Source organism: Acinetobacter sp. G18 (genome assembly GCF_052660225.1).
The window spans coordinates 2,603,215-2,623,798 of sequence record NZ_CP109658.1 but is presented as its reverse complement, the minus strand read 5'-3'; the positions used below and the strand labels follow the sequence as shown (position 1 = coordinate 2,623,798).

General features: G+C 36.1%; 13 protein-coding genes. 10 read left to right on the top strand and 3 right to left on the bottom strand.

All coding sequences use genetic code 11. The features are described 5' to 3' along the window. Positions 1–40: 40 nt before the first annotated feature. The 4 genes from NE363_RS12505 (at position 41) to NE363_RS12490 (ending at position 4,819) form a co-directional block, all read left to right on the top strand. Entirely contained in the window at positions 41–1,057 is a 1,017-nt protein-coding gene (locus NE363_RS12505) for an aspartate carbamoyltransferase catalytic subunit (RefSeq protein WP_004702756.1), read from the top strand. A gap of 12 nt (positions 1,058–1,069) precedes the next feature. Further along, positions 1,070–2,305, top strand: coding sequence for a dihydroorotase (locus NE363_RS12500; RefSeq protein WP_445535179.1), 1,236 nt, complete (start codon positions 1,070–1,072; stop codon positions 2,303–2,305). Between the two features lie 213 nt (positions 2,306–2,518). Further along, positions 2,519–3,937: an OmpA family protein gene (locus NE363_RS12495; RefSeq protein ID WP_445535178.1), complete on the top strand. Its 1,419-nt coding sequence runs from the start codon at positions 2,519–2,521 to the stop codon at positions 3,935–3,937. A 102-nt stretch (positions 3,938–4,039) separates the two neighbouring features. Further along, positions 4,040–4,819: a Rossmann-like and DUF2520 domain-containing protein gene (locus tag NE363_RS12490; protein WP_445535177.1), complete on the top strand. Its 780-nt coding sequence runs from the start codon at positions 4,040–4,042 to the stop codon at positions 4,817–4,819. 14 nt (positions 4,820–4,833) lie between these two features. Here NE363_RS12490 and NE363_RS12485 read toward each other — a convergent pair whose 3' ends face one another. Further along, a complete protein-coding gene (locus tag NE363_RS12485) occupies positions 4,834–5,460 on the bottom strand; it encodes a glutathione S-transferase family protein (protein ID WP_445535176.1) in 627 nt (208 codons plus the stop codon). Between the two features lie 216 nt (positions 5,461–5,676). Here NE363_RS12485 and NE363_RS12480 point away from each other — a divergent pair, with 216 nt between their 5' ends. Together NE363_RS12480 and NE363_RS12475 are read left to right on the top strand one after the other, a co-directional pair. Next, positions 5,677–6,444 carry a hypothetical protein gene (locus NE363_RS12480; protein ID WP_445535175.1) on the top strand — a complete coding sequence of 256 codons (768 nt, stop codon included), beginning with the start codon at positions 5,677–5,679 and terminating at the stop codon, positions 6,442–6,444. Between the two features lie 230 nt (positions 6,445–6,674). Beyond that, complete coding sequence (locus NE363_RS12475) at positions 6,675–15,149, top strand: putative Ig domain-containing protein (protein ID WP_445535174.1); 8,475 nt, start codon at positions 6,675–6,677, stop codon at positions 15,147–15,149. A gap of 129 nt (positions 15,150–15,278) precedes the next feature. Here the strand turns inward: NE363_RS12475 and trmB are convergent, their stop codons facing one another. Continuing rightward, positions 15,279–15,995 carry a tRNA (guanosine(46)-N7)-methyltransferase TrmB gene (trmB, locus tag NE363_RS12470; RefSeq protein ID WP_100191880.1) on the bottom strand — a complete coding sequence of 239 codons (717 nt, stop codon included), beginning with the start codon at positions 15,993–15,995 and terminating at the stop codon, positions 15,279–15,281. A 145-nt stretch (positions 15,996–16,140) separates the two neighbouring features. On the opposite strand from trmB, the gene NE363_RS12465 reads away from it, so the two are divergent. Both NE363_RS12465 and NE363_RS12460 read left to right on the top strand, forming a co-directional pair. Next, positions 16,141–18,579: an ExeM/NucH family extracellular endonuclease gene (locus tag NE363_RS12465; protein ID WP_445535173.1), complete on the top strand. Its 2,439-nt coding sequence runs from the start codon at positions 16,141–16,143 to the stop codon at positions 18,577–18,579. A 208-nt stretch (positions 18,580–18,787) separates the two neighbouring features. Further along, complete coding sequence (locus NE363_RS12460; protein WP_004702749.1) at positions 18,788–19,399, top strand: glutathione binding-like protein; 612 nt, start codon at positions 18,788–18,790, stop codon at positions 19,397–19,399. Positions 19,400–19,461: 62 nt separating this feature from the next. Here NE363_RS12460 and NE363_RS12455 read toward each other — a convergent pair whose 3' ends face one another. Continuing rightward, the gene (locus NE363_RS12455; RefSeq protein ID WP_004702748.1) at positions 19,462–19,806 is read right to left on the bottom strand and encodes a hypothetical protein; all 345 of its coding nucleotides are present in this window, start codon (positions 19,804–19,806) and stop codon (positions 19,462–19,464) included. 298 nt (positions 19,807–20,104) lie between these two features. Here NE363_RS12455 and NE363_RS12450 point away from each other — a divergent pair, with 298 nt between their 5' ends. Then, complete coding sequence (locus NE363_RS12450) at positions 20,105–20,344, top strand: hypothetical protein (RefSeq protein ID WP_445535172.1); 240 nt, start codon at positions 20,105–20,107, stop codon at positions 20,342–20,344. 7 nt (positions 20,345–20,351) lie between these two features. After that, a complete protein-coding gene (locus NE363_RS12445; RefSeq protein ID WP_445535171.1) occupies positions 20,352–20,549 on the top strand; it encodes a hypothetical protein in 198 nt (65 codons plus the stop codon). Positions 20,550–20,584: the final 35 nt, after the last annotated feature.

Here is a 20,584-nt window from a genome sequence, read left to right as displayed (position 1 = left end):
ACTATGCACGTTTTCGCGATTCGACCCATAGGAATCCATTATGCATATTGCAGCGTTGCATCAGCCGAGCCAGGTTCAGCTCAATCAAGACGGAAATTTAAAACATTTTTTAACGATTGAGGGCCTTTCAAAAGAAAACCTCACTAAGATTTTAGATACCGCGCAAAGCTTTTTAGACGATAATAATAATTTAATCAACCGCCCGCTTTTAGAAGGACGGACGGTGATGAATCTTTTCTTTGAAAACTCAACCCGTACTCGTACTACTTTTGAAGCAGCAGCAAAGCGTTTGTCTGCCAATGTGCTGAACATTGATATTGCTCGTTCAAGTACATCTAAAGGTGAAACTTTACGAGATACGCTTTGGAACCTTGAGGCAATGGCTGCCGATATTTTTGTAGTCCGCCATTCATCTTCGGGTGCTGCACATTTCATTGCTAAAGATGTATGCCCAAAAGTCGCAATTATTAATGCTGGAGATGGACGTCATGCTCATCCAACGCAAGCGATGCTTGATATGCTGACCATTCGCCGTGAAACCAAAAAACCATTTGAAGAGTTGAGTGTTGCTATTATTGGTGACATTAAGCACTCTCGCGTAGCACGTTCAGATGTGGCTGCACTTCAAACTCTTGGATGTAAAGACATTCGTGTGATTGCACCGAATACATTATTGCCAGTTGGTTTTTCAGAATACGGTGACCATGTTCGTTTGTTCAATAACATGGATGAAGGTGTTACTGGTTGTGATGTGATTATTGCGCTACGTATTCAAAATGAACGTATTGATTCACCAGCATTATCTTCGCAATCTGAATTTTACAGAATGTATGGCTTAAACAAAGAACGCCTAAGTTTAGCTAAACCAGACTGTATTGTTATGCATCCGGGACCAATGAACCGCGGTGTAGAAATTGACTCGAGTATTGCCGATGGTGACCAGTCTGTGATTTTAAAACAGGTCACTAACGGTATTGCAGTTCGTATGGCTGTATTGGCGTTGTCTATGCAAGGGCAACTTCAAGAACAAGGTTTAATTGAAGCAATTGCGTTGTAAGGAATGGATCACATGAGTATTGTAAAAATTGAAAATGTACGTGTGTTAGACCCAATCCAAAAAACAGACAGCGTACAAACTGTATATATTCAAGACGGTAAGTTGGTTGTACCAGTTGACCAAGTTGAACAAACCATTGATGGGCAAGGCAAATGGTTAATGCCGACTATGGTTGATTTGTGCGCACGTTTGCGTGAACCGGGTCAACAACAACACGGTACACTGAAGTCTGAAGGGAAGGCTGCACGTGCTAATGGTATTTTGCATGTCATTACCCCTCCAGACTCAAAGCCAATTGTTCAGGACAATGGTGCCCTCATTCATGGCTTAGTTGAAAAAGCTTGGCTTGATGGTGGTATCCATATGCATATTATCGGTGCGCAGACTCAAGGCTTAAATGGTAAACAACCTGCAAATATGGCTGGCCTTAAAAAGGGTGGTTGTACTGCTGTTTCAAATGCGAATGCTGCTTTTGAAAATGACGATGTTGTTGTTCGCACGCTTGAGTATGCGGCTGGTCTTGGTTTAACAGTCGTGTTCTATGCTGAAGAACCGCAACTTGCTAAAGACGGATGTGCTCATGAAGGTTTTATCGCATCGCGTCAAGGTTTGCCGATGATTCCTGCAATTGCTGAAACTGTAGCGATTGCAAAATATTTGCTTATGATTGAAGCGACAGGTGTTAAAGCTCACTTTGGCTTGTTGTCTTGCGGTGCGTCGGTTGAATTAATTCGTGCAGCAAAAGCAAAAGGTTTGCCTGTCACTGCCGATGTAGCAATGCATCAGTTACATTTAACTGAGCAATTAACTGATGGCTTCAACTCGCTAGCCCATGTTCGTCCACCATTACGTTCTGAGCAAGATAAAGAGCTTTTACGCCAAGGTTTAAAACAAGGTGTCATTGATGCAATTTGTACGCATCACGAACCATTAAGCAGTTCAGCGAAAATGGCACCATTTGCTGAAACTCAACCGGGTATTACAGCATTCGATACTTATGTAGCCCTAGGTATTCAACTTATTAATGAAGGCTTATTTGAGCCGCTTGAATGGGTTACCAAAGTGACAAGTGCTCCTGCACAGGTAGCAAACATGACTACACGTTGGCAAGCCGAAGCAGGGTGGGTGTTGGTCGATCCTGAATTAAGCTGGACCTTAAGCAAAGACACTATTTTATCGCAAGGGAAAAATACGCCACTACTGGGTCAAAACCTTACTGGTAAAGTGCTACAAACTTTTGCTGTGTAGTTTCCGACGACTAAAAACTTATTCAAAATATAAACAGGCAGATCTTTTTGATCTGCCTGTTTTGTAAATACTAGATGGAAAATTGTATATAAATTATTTAAAAAACAACAAAAGATTTCGAGCGCATTAGAATAAAAAACTATCAGCAAACAGAAGTATTTGAATAACCAAAAAATTGCTGGTTACGACGTATAAGATTCGGGAGAATAAACAATGTCGATAAACCCTATAGAACTGCTTAAAGAAAAAGTATCTTCAACAATATTAGATAATCAGGATGGATTCCTAGGCGAAAAAACTAACGCGCTTTCTAAGTTTTATCCAATTTTACTTTCATTATTAGCTGCTAAACCTGATCTTATTGGACAATTAAAAAATAGTTTAGCCCCCTCATTATCCGATCTTTTTTCTCATAATGATCAAATTAAAAATACTGTACTGACTCATTTAAGCGGTACTGCGCCATCTGCCGAGATTGAAAGTACACTCAATAGTGCAATAAAACCTAGTCTCAATACGATTTCTGAAGTTGCCGGAAGTGATCAACAAAGTATTGTGAACTATTTACGTCAACATGCAGAAACGATTCGTTCATATTTACCAGGATGGGCAGTTGGACTATTGGCACCATTAGGTCTTGGTGCAGGTTTATCATCAGTAACGACATCAACTGCACCACCGCTTGCAGCAACAACCGAAACAACAGGGAAATCTCGCGGAATTTTACCGATTATTGCACTGATTATTCTTGGTTTATTAATCGCTTGGTTGTGGCGCTCTTGCCAACATAAAGAAGCTACACCTGTACCTGAGACTTCATCTGCAAGTGGTGTAGCAACCGCAGCAGCTGCACCTGCTACTTTAACTTTAAGTACAGACGACAAAGGCGCTGTGAGTCAATGTCAGGCAGGTATTGGCGATCAGGGCTTCTTGGCAACTTTGCAAATGCATGTTAAGAAAGTTCTTTCAGCGACTAAAGACTGTGATGTTGATACTAGCCAAACTCATGCTGCTGCATTTACCGATAAGGATGCATTAGCAGGTGTACTTGGTGCATTGAAAGGTGTTCCAAATGCATCTTTAGAATGGGTAGGTGACAAAATTACATTGAAAGCAGGTGATGCCGCAGCTTTAGAAGCTTTAACTGCTAAGGTAAAAGCGTTGGTGCCACATACTGAGGTTGTTGGTACAGCGCCTGCAACAGCTGAGCAATCTGTGAGTAATAGTTTAACGGCTTCGCAAACAGCGTTAGGCTCAATTGATCCGAACAATGTAGACGTAAATGCTTTAGTTAAAGCCCTTAACTTGCAAATCATTAATTTCGCGAGTGGTTCAAGTGAAATTCCTGCAGATAACAAAGCTATTCTTGATCAAGCTGCAACACTGTTAAATAAAGTGACTAGCGTGAAATTAAACGTAGGTGGTCATACTGACTCAACAGGTAATGCTGCTGCCAATAAAGCACTTTCTCAACGCCGTGCTCAAGCTGTAGTAGATTACTTAGTTTCTAAAGGAGTAGATGCTTCTAAGCTTGTTGCCCAAGGTCATGGTTCAGAAAACCCTGTTGCTGACAACAAGACTGAAGAAGGTCGCTTTAAAAACCGTCGTATTGAGTTTTCAGTAGCCCAATAATCAATATATTTATAAGAAATCTTGATTTTACTGAATTCTGATTTGAAAAAAGCTTCTCATTTTGAGAAGCTTTTTTATAGAGATCAATATTGTTGGGTTGACATGAAAATCAGTTTGTTAGGAAGTGGGCGTGTTTCTTTTCATTTGGCAAAGGCACTTTTGGCTAAGGGGCATCACATTACCCAAGTCTATGCGCGTGATTTTGAGAAAACCCAGAAGTTTGCAGAAAAAATTCAAGCAAATGCATGTCAGTCTCTTCAAGAGTTTCAACCGAGTGATTTAATTATTCTAGCAGTTTCAGACAGCGCTATTGCTGAACTTGTAATGCAGGTACATGAGATATTCCCAGAAACGCTTATGGTTCATACATCGGGGAGTACTAATATTGAAGTTATCAGTAATATTCATAAAAAAGCAGGGGTGTTTTATCCTTTACAAACATTCAGTCTGGAAAGAGACGTTGATTGGCAAGCCACACCATTATTTGTAGAGGCGACCAATAAAGCCGATTTAGCCATGCTCTCTGATTTGGCAAATAGCCTAAGTAATCGAGTATATCAATACACCTCAAAACAACGATTAACTTTACATTTAGCGGCTGTGTTTGCTTGTAATTTTAGTAATTACTGTTTTGATATGGCTAAACAGATTGTAGATGCAGAACAAGTCGACTTTAGCTTGCTTTATCCATTAATTGTGGAAACAGCCAAAAAAGCCACTGAAAACGATCCGAAACAAATGCAAACTGGGCCTGCAGTAAGGGGGGATCAGAATATCTTGGCAATGCATAAGGAACTATTGGCTAAAGCAGGGCGAGATGATTTAAAACAGGTCTATCAACTTTTAAGTGATGGCATTGTGAAACACCATCACTCGGACTAAAACTGATTTTAAAATTAAGGTTCGCCGTTATTTCCCCATTTTAAGAAGCCAGCACGCTGATTTAATAGTTCAAAATATTGGTCGACATGTTTAAGTGTTGGATGGTCAAAAGGAGTGGCTTTCCAGCGCTGTACAGATAAACCAATTGGAATGTCTGCTAGAGTGAACTCAGTTCCTGCAACATAGGCTTGAGTTTTTGCAAGCTGTTGGTCAAGAATCTGCATATGGTGATTCCAATTATCAATACCTTTTTTTAATAAATCTGGATCTTGATGATTTGGTGAATGTCTAAGCAGAGACATAATCGTATAAGTCCAACTGTTATTTAGCTCGATCGCTTGCCAATCAAGCCACTGGTCAACAAAGAATCTTTCTTTCGCTTGAGTAGGGTAAAGCTGATGTTCTTTATCGTAAGCATTTGCTAGATAACGGATAATACTGTTGGACTGCCAAAGGACTAAATCGCCATCTAAAACAACAGGAATTTGACCATTTGGGTTTAATTCTAAATATTCTGGTGATTGAGCAGAGCGAAAGCCTCGACCCCAGTCTTCTCTTTCATATTCAAGATTTAATTCTTCACACAGCCATAAGACTTTGCGAACATTAATGGAGTTATCGCGCCCTAAAATTTTTAACATATTGTTTTCTGACTATGGTGAGTTTCAGTAAATTGAATGTAATACAGATTCTTTGATTTTTTAAGATTTAATAATAAAAAAAGATAAGTGAACAAAGAGCGCTTATCAAAGCATAATTTTCTTGATATTTATCATTCTGTTGCGCTAGAAATATACAGACAGTTTTGTATAGTTGGTGTTAAAATAATGTATTGAAAATGAAAATATAAATTCTTAATGTTTCTTAATTTTACAATTGATGATCAAGACAAGATCATAGGGGAAGGCGTAATCCAAGTAGGTTGGTTTCTGGTAGATGATAAGTCTGCATTACTTTATGAACCACCTTATCGAATGCGTTCAAAATCTGAAACCAAGCATGCGAAGTCAGCGAGTCGCTGTCCTGCGGTATTACAACTTGAAAGTCGCTACTTCGTGGTGAATTGTCCTTTTGATTTTCATTTAAGATTCGCCCGAGATGCAAACGGAAAACCGACTTTAGTTAATGTATTAGGCGACCAGTCACCTGTTCGAGCTAATAAATTACGTGAATTGCTAACGTTGGTAAATGAAAATGAATGGCGGACACCCCAAGTGCCAATTCTTCAGCTTAAATTGCCTTACTGTTTTATAGCTGATGAAGTCGTGTATTTAACTCAACTCGATGCATTTGCACATTATCGTAAAAATCCCTTACCTGGAACTATTTTTGGTGGGCGTTTCCCAATTCATATTTGGCCTAGACCATTAATGTGGGCGTTTGAATGGCACGACACATCAAAGGATTTAATATTAAAACGTGGTGATCCTTTATTTTACTGTCAGTTTGATGGTTCTGATCCATCACGATCAGTTAAGTTAATTCAAGCAGAAAAAACTCCTGAGCTTATGCATTATATTGAACAAATATCTGGTGTTGTAAATTATATGAATAAGACATTTAGTTTGTTTAATGAAGTAGAGAAAATAAGGCCAAATAAATTACTCGAGAATAGAAAGTTGTAAGTAAAATAAAATATTTTTTTATAATATTTTGTTGATATATTAAATCCCAACTAAAGTTGGGAATATTTTTTAATAAATAGATTTTATGCGAATTGGTAGAGCTTTTAATTATAAAGTGAATTTAAATTTTCTTTTAATATCTATTTCAAGTTTTAGTACTTAATTAGCAAAAATCAGAAACCTTATTAAAAAATATTAAATCTAATTAATGATTAAAAAGGGGAAATCATATGAGTACAATCCAAAATTTAACAACTAAGCAAATTAAAGATTATCAAGAACTAATACTAACACAAGGTATTAATGCTGTTCCTGCTGTTTATAATGCACTAAATAATATAGGCTTTGGTTATGCTGGTTGGGCATTTGGTGTATCAACCGGGAATACTATAACAGGTACAGGAGCATTGGATTTTATGCAGGAGACAGCTCATCGCTTGGGGACAACGATTAGCGCTGAAACCGTTGAAAAAATTCGAGTTGGGATGCTTAATGGCTATTTAAATGCTTTGCTGGAAAAGGCAATTAATAATGGAGGTTTTGTTAATGAAGAAATAGATTTTCCAAAAATACGAGAATTTCATATGCAGGTTTTTAATGCTAATGGTTTAAACATTAATTATTGGACATTAGAAACACCCATGAAAATTATTATGGAAAACTTTGGTATTGATGTTGTTAACCAAAAGTGGAAGGCAATAACAGAAACTGAAGGCAAAGCTCCAGCTGGATTATTGAGTAGTTCGGTACTAGTAGATTGGGTTACAGAGGCTAGCCATGGAACAATTAATTTAGATAAAAACGATAATTTAATTACTCGTTCTGAATTATTGATGTCTCCAGAATCAAGATTAAAAATTGAGCAAACTAAAGATGTATCAGATTATTCGAATGATGCAGAAGAATGGCTGGCTAGACTATCCTTAGGGGGTTTTGGTTCTGTAGGGCATTATTTTTTAAACAGTTTTTTTGGTGAGGATAACTATTGGGCTGTTGGTGATCAAGATAAGATTGAGCAAAACGATATATTATCAGTTGAGCCTGGTACAGATGTCTCCTATGTCTATGGCTTGGGGGGAAATGATAGAATATATGGTTTAGAGACAAATTCTAATTTCATTGGATTATATCATTCATCTTATAGTACAAAAGATCGTTTCTATGGTGGGACAGGAGATGATGAACTTTATGGTGGTAGTAATCGAGATCAACTTTATGGTGGACTTGATAATGATCATTTATACGGTGGAAAGGATAATGATCACTTAGATGGCGGAGAAGGAGATGATATTTTAGATGGCGGAGAAGGAGATGATATTTTAGTTGATGAGAAAGGTGATGATACTTATATTTTTGATGGAAAATATGGATATGATACCATCTATGATTTAGATGGTAATGGTCAAATAAAAATAGATGGTGTAGTTCTATCTGTTGGTGAAAAAATTAATAATAAACTTTGGAAAAGTGCTGATGGACAATACACGATAGCGTTAGTCGATGATTTCGATGGTGTAACGACAACACAAAAAATAGTAATTAGTAAAGAAAATGATAATAAAAGTATTACTGTAAAATACTTTAATAATGGTGAGTTAGGCCTCAATTTTGGTGATTTAGAGAATAATAGTACTCCACCATCTGATACCTCGATTTATGCCTTTGGAACAGACGGTAATAATATTATTTTTGGTGAACGTTATGTGGCAAGTTTTGCAGGAAATGACTTTATTCATTCTACTAATGAAAATGCTGTCATTATTGCCGGTGATGGTAATGACTTAATTTCTACAGGCCAAGGGGATGATGTTATTTATGCTGGAGTAACTACATCAGAACAAGATAATAATATTATATTTTCTGGAATTGGTAGAGATCAGGTTTATGGAGGTGCTGGTAATGATATTATTATGACCTCAAATAGATTGGATGCAGTAAAAGAACCCTTATTAAATCAAATTGGAAATGCAAATAGTGGGGCCACAGAGTTAAATAAAGAATATAATATTTTAAACTTTAATTTTGAACTGGATTTAGATAAGAATAATAAATTTTCATATTATATATATAATAATTTAGGGAAATCTACAGAGCAGATTCTTCCTTTTTTCGATATTTATTATACAGGCCAATATGGTAAATACTATCTTTATAACTTTATAGAAGCTTTAAATTATGGTCATGGTTACGCAGGAAGTGATATTGCTTATGGCGGTCTAGGAAATGACATTATCTTGGGTTCATCTGATAAAGACTTTCTATATGGTGGAGAAGGAGATGATGCTATTTATGGATTGGATGGCAGTGATTATCTATATGGTGGTGATAATAACGATACCCTATATAGTGGGGATGGAAGTGATGAACTAATAGGTGGTAGTGGAAATGATGAGCTTGTTGGTGGACTTGAGCGAGATACCCTATATGGTGGTGAAGGCGACGATATTATCGAAGCCGATTTAAAAGATTTGGAAGGTAAGTTTGCTCCACCAATTGAATCTGAAAATTATAATCGTTTCGGTGATGATTTAGTTTATGGAGGTGCAGGAAACGATAAGATCTTAGGAAATCTAGGCAATGATGAAATTTATGGGGATGATGGCGATGATGAAATTTTGGGAGATCACCTGACATTAGAAGGGAAATATCATGGCGATGATAGATTATTTGGAGGTAATGGTGATGACAAAATATGGGGGAATGGTGGAAAAGATATAATTGAGGGTGGAAGCGGAAACGATCATATTTCAGGAGATTATGTTTCATTAGATGGTGTATACCATAGCGAAGATACTTTATATGGTGGAGATGGTAACGATACGATTTTGGGGCAAGGTAACGCAGATTACATTTTTGGAGGCGATGGTGATGATTTAATTACAGGAGATGATTCGGATTTAGATGGACAATATCATGGAAATGATGAGATTCATGGGGATGATGGTAATGATGAGATTAATGGAGATGGTGGAGATGATGAAATCTATGGGGATAAGGGAAATGATAGGGTTTCTGGGGATAATTCAGCTCTAGATTCTCAATATCATGGTAATGATAAAATCTACGGTGGTTTAGGAGATGATCTGTTATGGGGGGATGGAGGTTCTGACATTATTTATGGGGGAGTTGGTAGCGACTATATAGAAGGAGATAATACTCAGTTAGATGGACAATATCATGGTGATGATACGCTTTATGGAGATGCTGGTAATGATAATATCCATGGTGATGGTGGTTCGGATATTTTATATGGAGGTGATGGAGATGATCACCTTGTAGGTGATGTAACTGATGATCGTACTTCCGATGGTAATGATCAACTTTATGGTGGAAGTGGAAAAGATAGTTTATTGGGTTTTGATGGTAATGATATTTTAGATGGAGGAGCGGGAGATGATATTATTTATGGTGGAAAAGGTAATGATACTTTTATAAGTAATGAAGGGAATGATCAATTAGCTGGGGGCGAGGGAAATGATACATACCATATTCAAGTAAGAGATTCGGAAATTAATATTTTAGATAGTTCTGGAGAAAACCACTTTTATTTAGAAGGAAATTTTAATCTTTCAAATATAAATATCTATCATTATAATAATGCAGTTAGTCTTATCAGTCCAACAATAAGTCAAGATCCTGATGCTGTTTTACCCCAGTTTAAATTAACTTTTTTTGATGATAGTGAAACTCAACCAACAATTGATGGGGGAATTGTCACAGATGAATATGGAAACAACGTTACGGGTGGTTATAATCAATATCTTCATTTTAATCGTAATGAATATAATATAAATACAAATTTAAATAATACAATTCAGAATGATTATGTTATTCATCTTGATACCTATTTAAAAGAACGTGAAGGATTAAGTTATAAAATTTTGAATACCTCTTGGCATGGAATCCAAGGGTTATATCTAATTTTCACTAATAGTTATATTAAAGATGATAATTTAATTTATGAAAATTCCGATTTAAGTGACATTGTTGATATTCAACAGATTAGAAATAATGTTGTTTCGTATGGGCAATATCAGGCCAATGAATATCACTTGTTAGGAGGAAATGATCAAACAACAGGCTCTGAGAGTGAAGATATTGTTTATGGTGGAATTGGTGATGACACTATCAAAGGTCTTGGTGGTTCAGATCAGCTCTTTGGCGATGAAGGGGATGATAGGTTAGAGGGGAATACTGGCAATGACTTTATTAGTGGGGGCACTGGTAATGATCAACTCTTTGGTGGTGAAGGTGATGATCAGTTAGAAGGTGGTGAAGGTGATGATCAGTTAGAAGGTGGTGATGGAAATGACATTATTGAAGGTGGTGATGGAAATGACATCATTAAAGGTGGAAATGGTAATGATATCATTAAAGGGGGCATTGGCAATGATCAACTTTTCGGTGGTGTTGGTGAAGATCATTTAGAAGGTGGGGAGGATGATGACTATTTAGAAGCTGGCGACGGAAATGACATTATCGAGGGCGGCACTGGCAATGATCAACTTTTTGGAGATATTGGTAGAGACGTGCTTTACGGTGGAGATGGTGATGATAAATTATACGGTGGAGATGATAATGATATTTTAAGTGGAGGAAAAGGTAATAATATTTTAGAAGGAGGAAATGGGGAAGATATTTATTTGTTTGATATATTTAGTCAACAGAATACTATCTATGATGGGGATGATAGTATATTAAAGTTTAATGGAATAAGTTCAAAAGATGTAATAATTGAAGTGGTGAAAGATGATTTAAATATTCATTATAATGAAAGTTCATTAGTTACAATTTCTAATTTTATATTGAAAGGGAATATCAAGGAAATTCAGTTTGATGACTTGACTCTAACAAAAGATAAGTTGAATGAGTCAATAACAATAACAAAACTAGGAGATGGTGGTGATAATTACTTGGGTGGCTCTGCTGAGTTTAATAATATCATGTATGGTGGTGATGGTAATGATAATTTATCTGGTGGAAAATTATTAAATTATCTTTATGGTGGAAGTGGTAATGATTCATTCCAAGTAAATTATTCATACTCTCAATCAGAATTTAATTTATTTGGTGGGTTGGGTTATGATTCATACAATTTAAAATTAGGTACAAAAACTTGGATTGAAGATGAAGACTATCTTGGGGTTATAAATGTTGATTCACAAATCTATTTTACATTAGTAGGTAATGTTTTTATTCGCTCACCAAATAGCAGTTCTGCTGAATTAATATCTCAAAATAATGGACATACAGAATATAAATACACATTAAATAATAAGCCGTTACTTCAAGCAACTTATGATTATCATTCTAAAATATTTACTCTCATGAAGGATGATTTGTTTATTTTTGGATTAAAAAATATAAACGCAGCTAGTGATTTAAGTTTATATAAAAATATGAATATTAGAATCGATGGTGAGGATGTTTATCATACTAATGCCACTTATAGTCATTATCTAGCTACTGAATTTAAATTAACAGATTTTATTTCATCTATTGGTGATGTGAAATCTATTTATGATGATGGTGATAATATAATTGATGGTTTTGGAAATTTAAATAATTTAATTTATGCAGGAAATGGCAAAAATATTATTTTAACTCAAAGTGGGAATGATACCATTTATTCAGGAAGTGGAGCAGACACAATAGATGTTGGTAGTGGAAATAATAAAGTTGAAAGTGGTGATGGTGATGACCAAATAACTATAGGTCAAGGGAATAATTATATAATAGCAGGTGCTGGAAATGATATTATTAGAGGTGGAAGAGGTGAAGTATATGGTGGTGAAGGTAATGATTATATATCTATAGAAAGTGGTGATGTTTATGGCGGTAATGGTGATGATACTCTTGTTGCTGGAAAATCAGGTAATTATTTAGATGGTGGGGATGGAGCAGATCATCTGATAGGAGGGTTAGGTGATGATATCTTTATTGTGGATGAACAAGATACTTATGAAGAAAATGATCCAAATGGTGGTTACGATACAATTTATATTGCTAAAAATTTTGATCTTGCATTAAATAATTTTGAGGCTGTTACATTGTTGGGTAACCAGAATATTAATGCCTATGGAGATGAATTTGATAATAAATTAATTGGCAATAGTGGTAATAACTATATTGACGGTTGTGCAGGCAGTGACTATATGCAAGGGGGTATGGGTAATGACTATTATGTTGTTGATACAACCGAAACCATTGAAACTGATGATAATGGTGTTAGTTACATTATAGACGGAGACCTGGTTGTTGAAGATGTTGATGGTGGTATAGATACTCTTGAACGTTGGGAAGATGCACGCTTTATTAGTCAAGATGAAAATGGAAACCCAGTTTTAACAGATAGTTATAAAATATTAGAAAATAACATCGAAAATCTTATTTTAAAAGGTAATGCTAAAACAGGATTTGGTAATGATCTTGATAATATCATTGTTGGAAATGAGCAAGATAATTATATTGATGGTTTAGCTGGAAATGATACTTATATTTTTAGCCGAGGTGGTGGTACAGATACCTACAGCTTTGAAGATAATATTGATGCTGTAAATATATTAAAAATTCAAGGTTATTCAGCTAATGATGTATCTGCTCAAAAATATGGCGATAGCGTATATCTTAGTTTTAAAGGTACAAATGATCATATTTGGCTTTCTAATTATTATATTGCAGATACCGAAAATACCACCTATAAGATGGATCAGATTAATTTTGATTCTGGAGTGATTTGGGGTATTGATGATATTAACACATTAGTTAATAGAGCCTTAACAAACCATGCACCAACTGTTAATGCAGCTATACCATTAATTACAAGTAATCAGGGAACTGAATTTAGCTATAAATTTGCTAATAATATTATTGTTGATCAGGATAGCTGGGATTCTTTGAGTTATAAAATTACTTTAACGACTAAAGATAGTAGTGGACAATACCAATCTATTCCATCATGGTTAAGTTTTGATACTGCAACACAAACTTTATCTGGTACTCCTCCTACTAATGTGACTGGCAACTTATCGTTCTTTTATTGGGGAACAGATATGTATGGTTATAGTACCGCCACCTCATTTAATTTAAAAGTTAGTCTACCGAACCAAGCTCCAACATTGTTAAATGCAATTGCAGATCAAAGCGTGACGGATGCTAAAGCATTTAGCTATACCGTTCCTGCAACAACATTCAAAGACCCTGATGGTGATACATTAACGTATTCGGCTACCTTAGAAGATGGCTCTCCATTACCATCTTGGCTTAGTTTCAACCCAACTACGAGAGTGTTGAGTGGTACTTCACCTGATAATACAATGCCGCTAAATATTAAAATTACAGTCAAAGATATTGCTAACCAATCAGTTTCTGATGTGTTTAAGCTAACATTTATTGTTCAAAATCAAACAATAAATGGAACAAGCAATGCTGATACGTTATATGGAGCTTCAGGAAATGACACCCTAACAGGACAAGCAGGTAATGATATTCTTTATGGGCAAGCAGGTAATGACACTTTAAATGGTGGTACGGGTAACGACACAATGTACGGTGGAAAAGGTGATGATACTTATATTGTGGATAGTACTGCGGATGTTATTAGTGAAAGTGTGAATGAAGGAACTGATACTGTCCAAAGTAGTGTTACTTACACATTAGTAAATAATGTGGAAAATTTAACCTTAACAGGCACTACAGCAATTAATGGTACAGGTAATGCACTCAATAATGTGATTATTGGTAATAGTGCAATTAATACTTTAACTGGTGGCGCAGGTGATGATTATCTGGATGGAGGAGTTGGGGCAGATAAATTATTAGGAGGAACAGGTAATGACTCTTACGTTATTGACAATACAGGTGACATTGTCACGGAAAATACCGGTGAAGGGATAGATACTGTTCTTAGTTCAATTACTTATACTCTCGGTAATAATCTTGAAAATCTAACATTGACTGGATCAACAGCAATTAATGGTACAGGTAATGCGCTTAATAATGTGATTGTTGGTAATAGTGCAATTAATACTTTAACTGGTGGCGCAGGTGATGATTATCTGGATGGAGGAGCAGGAGCTGATAAGTTACTTGGTGGTTTAGGTAATGATACTTATGCAATTGATAACTCTGGCGATATTGTTACAGAAAATGCTAGTGAAGGTATAGATACGGTTCTGAGCTCTATTACTTATACATTAGGCAATAATTTAGAAAATTTAACTTTAACTGGTTCAACAGCCATTAATGCAACAGGTAATACATTAAATAATACTCTTACAGGTAATAGTGGAGTAAATGCTTTAAATGGTGGAGCTGGTAATGATATTTTGGATGGACAAGGAGGAAATGATCAACTTACCGGCGGAACTGGTGCTGATACAGCACTGTATCAATTATTAGTTCAATCTGATGCTCTGGGTGGAAATGGTATAGATGTTTGGTCGGATTTTACTATTGGTAATACGACATCAAATACAAATGCAGATAAAATTGATATTGGTGATCTGTTAATTGGTTATTCTGGTAATTATAACTTTACTAGTTTGGAGCCATTTATAAAAACTGTTGTAAGTGGTTCAAATACACAGTTGTATATCGATAGGGATGGTGTAGGAACGACGTATAGTAGTTCATTGTTGTTAACATTGAATAATACAAACGTTAATTTAAATGATCTAATCAATAACCAGCAAGTTATTATTTAAAAATTAGGGCGATGAGACCAAAATTATTTTTGGTCTTTATCTTAAATTGTTCATTTATCTAAAAGATTAAAAAAGGCATTAAATACTAATATTTAATGCCTTTATTTTTTTGTCTTTAGTAGTTAAATTTTACTTAATCTTTTTAAAGATAAAGTCATTAATTTTATGGCCTGACTCAATACCACGGCGTTCAAACTTAGTCACTGGACGCCACTCTGGTCGAGGGTAACTGTTGCCTTTACCAGCTAAATTTTCAAGATCTGGACGATTGTCTAGTACATCAAGCATCCATTCTGCATACGGTTCCCAATCTGTTGCTGCATGGAACGTACCACCAAGCTCAAGTTTCTGTTCGACTAGTTGCATACGCTCATGAATAACAAAACGGCGTTTAAAATGACGTTTCTTTTGCCAAGGGTCTGGGAAGTAAAGTTGTACACAGTTAATACTGTTGTCTGGCATTTCACGTAAAACTTGAATCGCGTCTGCATCGAGGACACGTAAGTTTTTAAGTTCTGCTATACCTGCTTCGTATAAACATTGGGCAATACCAGGTACATGGACTTCAATGCCCACATAGTTGCGTTCAGGATTCGCCTTAGCCATAAGCACTAGCGAACGTCCCATACCAAAACCGATTTCAACAGTTAAAGGACGTTCTGGATGTTCAAAGTGTTGACGTAAGTCACCAACAGGATATTCCAAAATTAAATCGCGATGTTGTTCTAATGCCGTGCGTTGAGACGTATTAAGTGGTGCTGAACGACGCATAAACGTCACAATTTCACGGTGTTCAGGCAAATTGTCTAATTCTGCAATTTGCGTTTCTAACTGATCGATCGACATAACCTTGGCAATATTGAAATTCAAATGCGGTATTTTAAGTCTTCAGGTGGTCAAGTCAAATATTTCGGTGTTTTTCTTCATGTAGATGTCATGATCAATATTTAATCTAAGAGACTAATTAAAACTCACATGAACATTTTTAATCATGAAAACTTTTCAATTAAGAACACTTTCAGTTTTTTTAAGTGCATTTGGTGCATTTTCATATAGTTCTGTTGCTCAGGCACAGCTTATGTTTAGCCAGTATGTTGATGGTAGTAGCAATAAAAAAGGGTTAGAGATTTATAACCCGGATGGTACTACAGTTAACTTAGCCGATTATGAGATTCAACAGTTTAATAATGGTGGTACTGCAAAAACGGTGACTTTCCGTTTACAGGGTACACTTGCGAGTAAGCAGAAGTTTTTAGTGGGCCGCTCAGAGCTACAAACTGAACTTGGTAGTAAAGTAAATCAAGTAGCTGCCTTGTCTTTTAATGGCGATGATGCAGTTGTACTCGTTTATAAAGGCACACCTGTTGATCGTTTTGGGCGTATTGGTGAACGACCAGAGGCAGGTTGGGGAACAGCCGTTTCAAGTTTAGGAAATAGTTTTAAGCGTATTGAAACTGAAAATCCAGCTTTAAGTATCGATCCAACCGCAGCATTTGATTTGGACCACTCGTGGACAGCATGGGCAAACCGAAATGATTTTTCAAATCTATCGGGTTCTACGACTCAGCCGCCAGTCCAAACGGTCAGTTGTTCAAGCTCAGATACACCAATTGCCGATTTAGCATCTTCAACACAAAATCAAACTTATACAGTACGTGGTGTAATTACTGCTGACTATCGTTATGCTAATGGTTTTTCAGGCTTTTATGTTCAAACACCTGACACCAAAGCACGTGCAAATGTAAGTAATGCCATTTTTGTTTATATTCCAAATAGCAGCACGGTAAAAGGTGGCCAAATTGGTGATGAAGTTATTTTACGAGGCCGTTTAACAAGTTATCAAAACCAGCTACAAATAGACCAATTACAGCAAGATATTCAAAGCTGTAATAGCAATATGGCAAATCAAGTTCAGCCAATTAGCTTGGAGTTACCATTTACTAGCTTAGCAGGCGGTTCAACAAATTCTCCGCAGCGTTATCAAGGGATGTTGGTCAAATTACCTCAAGCTTTGACGGTAAGTGAAAACTATAACTATGGCCGTTATGGTGAACTATCGCTGAGCTTAGGCCGCTTATATATTCCAACCAATTTATATCCTGCCTTGTCGCCAGAAGCGAAAGCTTTAGCTCAGAAAAATTTATTATCGAAAATTATTTTTGATGATGGATATAACAACCAAAATCGTACTCCGTGGTTACCAACAAATTTTAGTGCTGCCAATACATTACGTTCAGGTTATCAGCTTAAAAACATTGAAGGGATTTTAGAGTATCGTTTTAATGGCTGGCGCGTACAGCCAGTACTTGGACGGACACAACCAGAAGTTGTTACTCAAACAAACCCACGTCAAAGTGTCCTTACAAAGAATGCTAATCATATTCGCGTAGCTTCATTTAACGTTTTGAACTATGACAATGGCGCAACAGGTTTCCCAACAGAGCGTGGCGCAAACACACAAACAGAGTTTGATAAACAACACCGTAAAATTGTGAGTGCATTAAAAGCGATTGATGCTGACGTATACGGTTTAATGGAAATTGCCAACAATGGTTATGGTCCAAACAGCGCAATTGCTCATTTAACAAGTGCATTAGGTCCAGACTGGAAATATGTGGTTCCTGAAAACTTGGATCGTTTAGGTGGTGATGTTATTGCTGTTGCGATTATTTATAACAGTAAACGTGTTAAACCTTTAAACAAACCTGTTGTGCTGGACTTGGGTGATAAAAACCGAACGACCTTAGCACAAACTTTCCAAGCTGTTCGTGGCAATAAGACATTTACTGTTATTCCAAACCATTTAAAGTCAAAAGGTTGTACTGGAGTAGACGCGAACTCTACTGACGCTGATCAAAATGATGGTCAAGGATGTTGGAACCCAACCCGTGTGAAAGCAGTTGATCAAATCGTGCAGTGGCTAGCGAAAAATCCAACTCAAGTTCCTAAGCAAAATGCTTTACTCGTTGGAGACATGAATAGCTATGCAAAAGAAGCACCAATTTTAGCTTTTGAAAAAGCCAACTATAAGGTTTTACTCAATGACGCTAAGATTGGGCAGGGTGCTCAGGCATATAGCTATGTGTTTGGTGTGGCAAGTGATGCAAATGGCAATGGTGGAGCGGGTAACTTAGACCATGCAATTGCCGATGCAGATTTATATTCAAAAGTAGTTCGTACTTTTGCTTGGCATATCAATGCAGATGAGCCAACAGTTCTAGACTACAACGAAGAATATAAAACCGATGAGCAAAAGGCGCTATTTTATGGTGAAGATGCCTATCGTTCTTCGGACCATGATCCTGTCATTGTCGATCTAGATTTAAATGGTAAAGACTCAAGTCATCCTGATAATGGCAACAAAAATCCTATTTTGGATTTCTTAAACCAATTAGTTGAATGGATTAGCCAACTTTTTAAGCGTAATTAACGGTAAAAAATGCGTGATGTGAATGTGTTTTATCATATTTTAAACAATCGTCACGCAAGACAACTTGCAAGGTCAAACTTTTTCAAGAATATTAGATAGTGTAACTAATTTATAAATTTACGCTTTTTTACAATTAAGGAATTGTACAAACCTTGCAGGTTTTTTAGAAGCAATTTAAAACGTTAATGTGAGATAAGAAGGATCAGATATGAAATTATATTATTCGCCAGGCGCATGTTCTTTAGCTGCACATATTATTTTAAATGAAATTAATGTTGATTTTGATTTAGAAAAAGTAAATTTAAAAACACATAAAACAGAAAAAGGCGCAGATTATTACGAAATTAATCCGAAGGGCTATGTACCAGCTTTAGAAATTAACCCAGGTTTAATTTTGACTGAAAACGTGGCGATTTTACCATTCCTTGCGCAACATGACCCAAAACAGGATTTAATTCCTCCTTCAGGCTTAGGCCGTGCGAAAGTATTGGAATGGTTAGGTTATTTGAACTCTGAATTACATGATGCTTATGCAGTATTTTTTGGCGCACCGTTAACAAACGATGAAAAGACGAAAGCTTATGCTGAAATCGACCGCCTTTTAAAATATATCGATAGTTATTTATCTGAATCGGACTATGACTATTTAGTAAATGATAATTTTGGGCCAGCTGATGCCTATTTATTTGTTTTAACGAATTGGTCAAATTCTATTGAGCATGATTTAACACCTTATAAAAATATTATTGCATTACGTAATAAAGTTGCTGAGCGTCAATCTGTACAAATTGCAATGCGTGATGAAGGTTTAATTTCATAAGCGATTTTAAGTGTATTAAAAAAGCCCCTAATTAATAGGGGCTTTTTTAATATTACAGACTGTTAGTTTTGAGCTTTCTCTTTAACGTCGGCAGCAGCATGTTCAACAGCTTTGGCTGTATCAGCAGTTGCTTTACGCGCAGTCGCTTCAGTTTGTGCAGCAGCATTTGCAGTTTTATCGGCAGCATGGTCAGCAGCAGCATCAATTTTAGCTGTAGCATTGTCTGTAGCAGTTGCAATATCGCTCGCAGCTTTATCACCAGCAGATTTAATATCAGCGGTTGCTTGTTTAGCTGCATTTTCTAAATGTTCACCTGTAGTCGCACCAGTTTCTGGAGCTTTATCTTTATTACAACCAACTAGGGCTACGGTCGCAGCAAGACCTAAAGCAACAAGTAATTTATTCATTGTGTTTTTCCTTCTAATTCATGGCATCCAAATATGGATGTCTAAAATATAAACATAAAGTAAATGATTAATAAAGATCGAAAATTGTTAAAAAGTTGTAACTTTAATATTAAAAAAGATGCAACAAAAGCCAAATGTTCTAAACATTGTTGTGCATTAAAAGTAGGAGCTAAGCATTCAAGTACAAAAGCGCCATGTTGTGATACGATTCGAGTTAATTCATTAAAGCAGCTTGCGTAACACTTTGTTTGTCTTCAAATACATTTGATTCATTTAAACCACCTAGATAGAACTCGAAATGACTGCATTTATTTTCTTATTTATTGGATTGGGGATAGGTTTTTGGTTTGGTCGTAAAACAATGCCAAAAAATCAAGAGAGAGAGGTTAAGCCTACACAAAGGACATATTCATATAACCAACGACAAGCACTAAAAGTAATGTATGCAACTGATGCAGATCGTATAAGAGAACTTAATTTGTTATCCACAAATGAGAGTATTTTTTTTAAGACTCTTAAAGCAGGAGTTTTTAGATAAAGAAATTGTGATAAAGCAGAAAAGGTTCTTTATTGTTGATATTGATAAATTTCCAATAGCTATATTTGAATATCGTGATGGCTTTAAACCATTACATAATTCTGATGTAGAAGAGGGAATACCTGTATTTTTGTATAAAGGGCTTTTATCAAGTGATGTAATCAAAGAAGATGCACAGCGAGTTGCTGATATGGCAAGACGATAGTTCATCACTTTTGAATAAGACATAAAAAACCTAAC

Coding starts and splice junctions, on each gene's coding strand:
- NE363_RS12480 (WP_445535175.1), top strand. CDS start 5,677: ATGTTTCTTAATTTTACAATTGATGATCAAGACAAGATCATAGGGGAA.
- NE363_RS12455 (WP_004702748.1), bottom strand. CDS start 19,806: ATGAATAAATTACTTGTTGCTTTAGGTCTTGCTGCGACCGTAGCCCTA.
- NE363_RS12500 (WP_445535179.1), top strand. CDS start 1,070: ATGAGTATTGTAAAAATTGAAAATGTACGTGTGTTAGACCCAATCCAA.
- NE363_RS12465 (WP_445535173.1), top strand. CDS start 16,141: ATGAAAACTTTTCAATTAAGAACACTTTCAGTTTTTTTAAGTGCATTT.
- trmB (WP_100191880.1), bottom strand. CDS start 15,995: ATGTCGATCGATCAGTTAGAAACGCAAATTGCAGAATTAGACAATTTG.
- NE363_RS12495 (WP_445535178.1), top strand. CDS start 2,519: ATGTCGATAAACCCTATAGAACTGCTTAAAGAAAAAGTATCTTCAACA.
- NE363_RS12490 (WP_445535177.1), top strand. CDS start 4,040: ATGAAAATCAGTTTGTTAGGAAGTGGGCGTGTTTCTTTTCATTTGGCA.
- NE363_RS12475 (WP_445535174.1), top strand. CDS start 6,675: ATGAGTACAATCCAAAATTTAACAACTAAGCAAATTAAAGATTATCAA.
- NE363_RS12505 (WP_004702756.1), top strand. CDS start 41: ATGCATATTGCAGCGTTGCATCAGCCGAGCCAGGTTCAGCTCAATCAA.
- NE363_RS12460 (WP_004702749.1), top strand. CDS start 18,788: ATGAAATTATATTATTCGCCAGGCGCATGTTCTTTAGCTGCACATATT.
- NE363_RS12450 (WP_445535172.1), top strand. CDS start 20,105: ATGACTGCATTTATTTTCTTATTTATTGGATTGGGGATAGGTTTTTGG.
- NE363_RS12485 (WP_445535176.1), bottom strand. CDS start 5,460: ATGTTAAAAATTTTAGGGCGCGATAACTCCATTAATGTTCGCAAAGTC.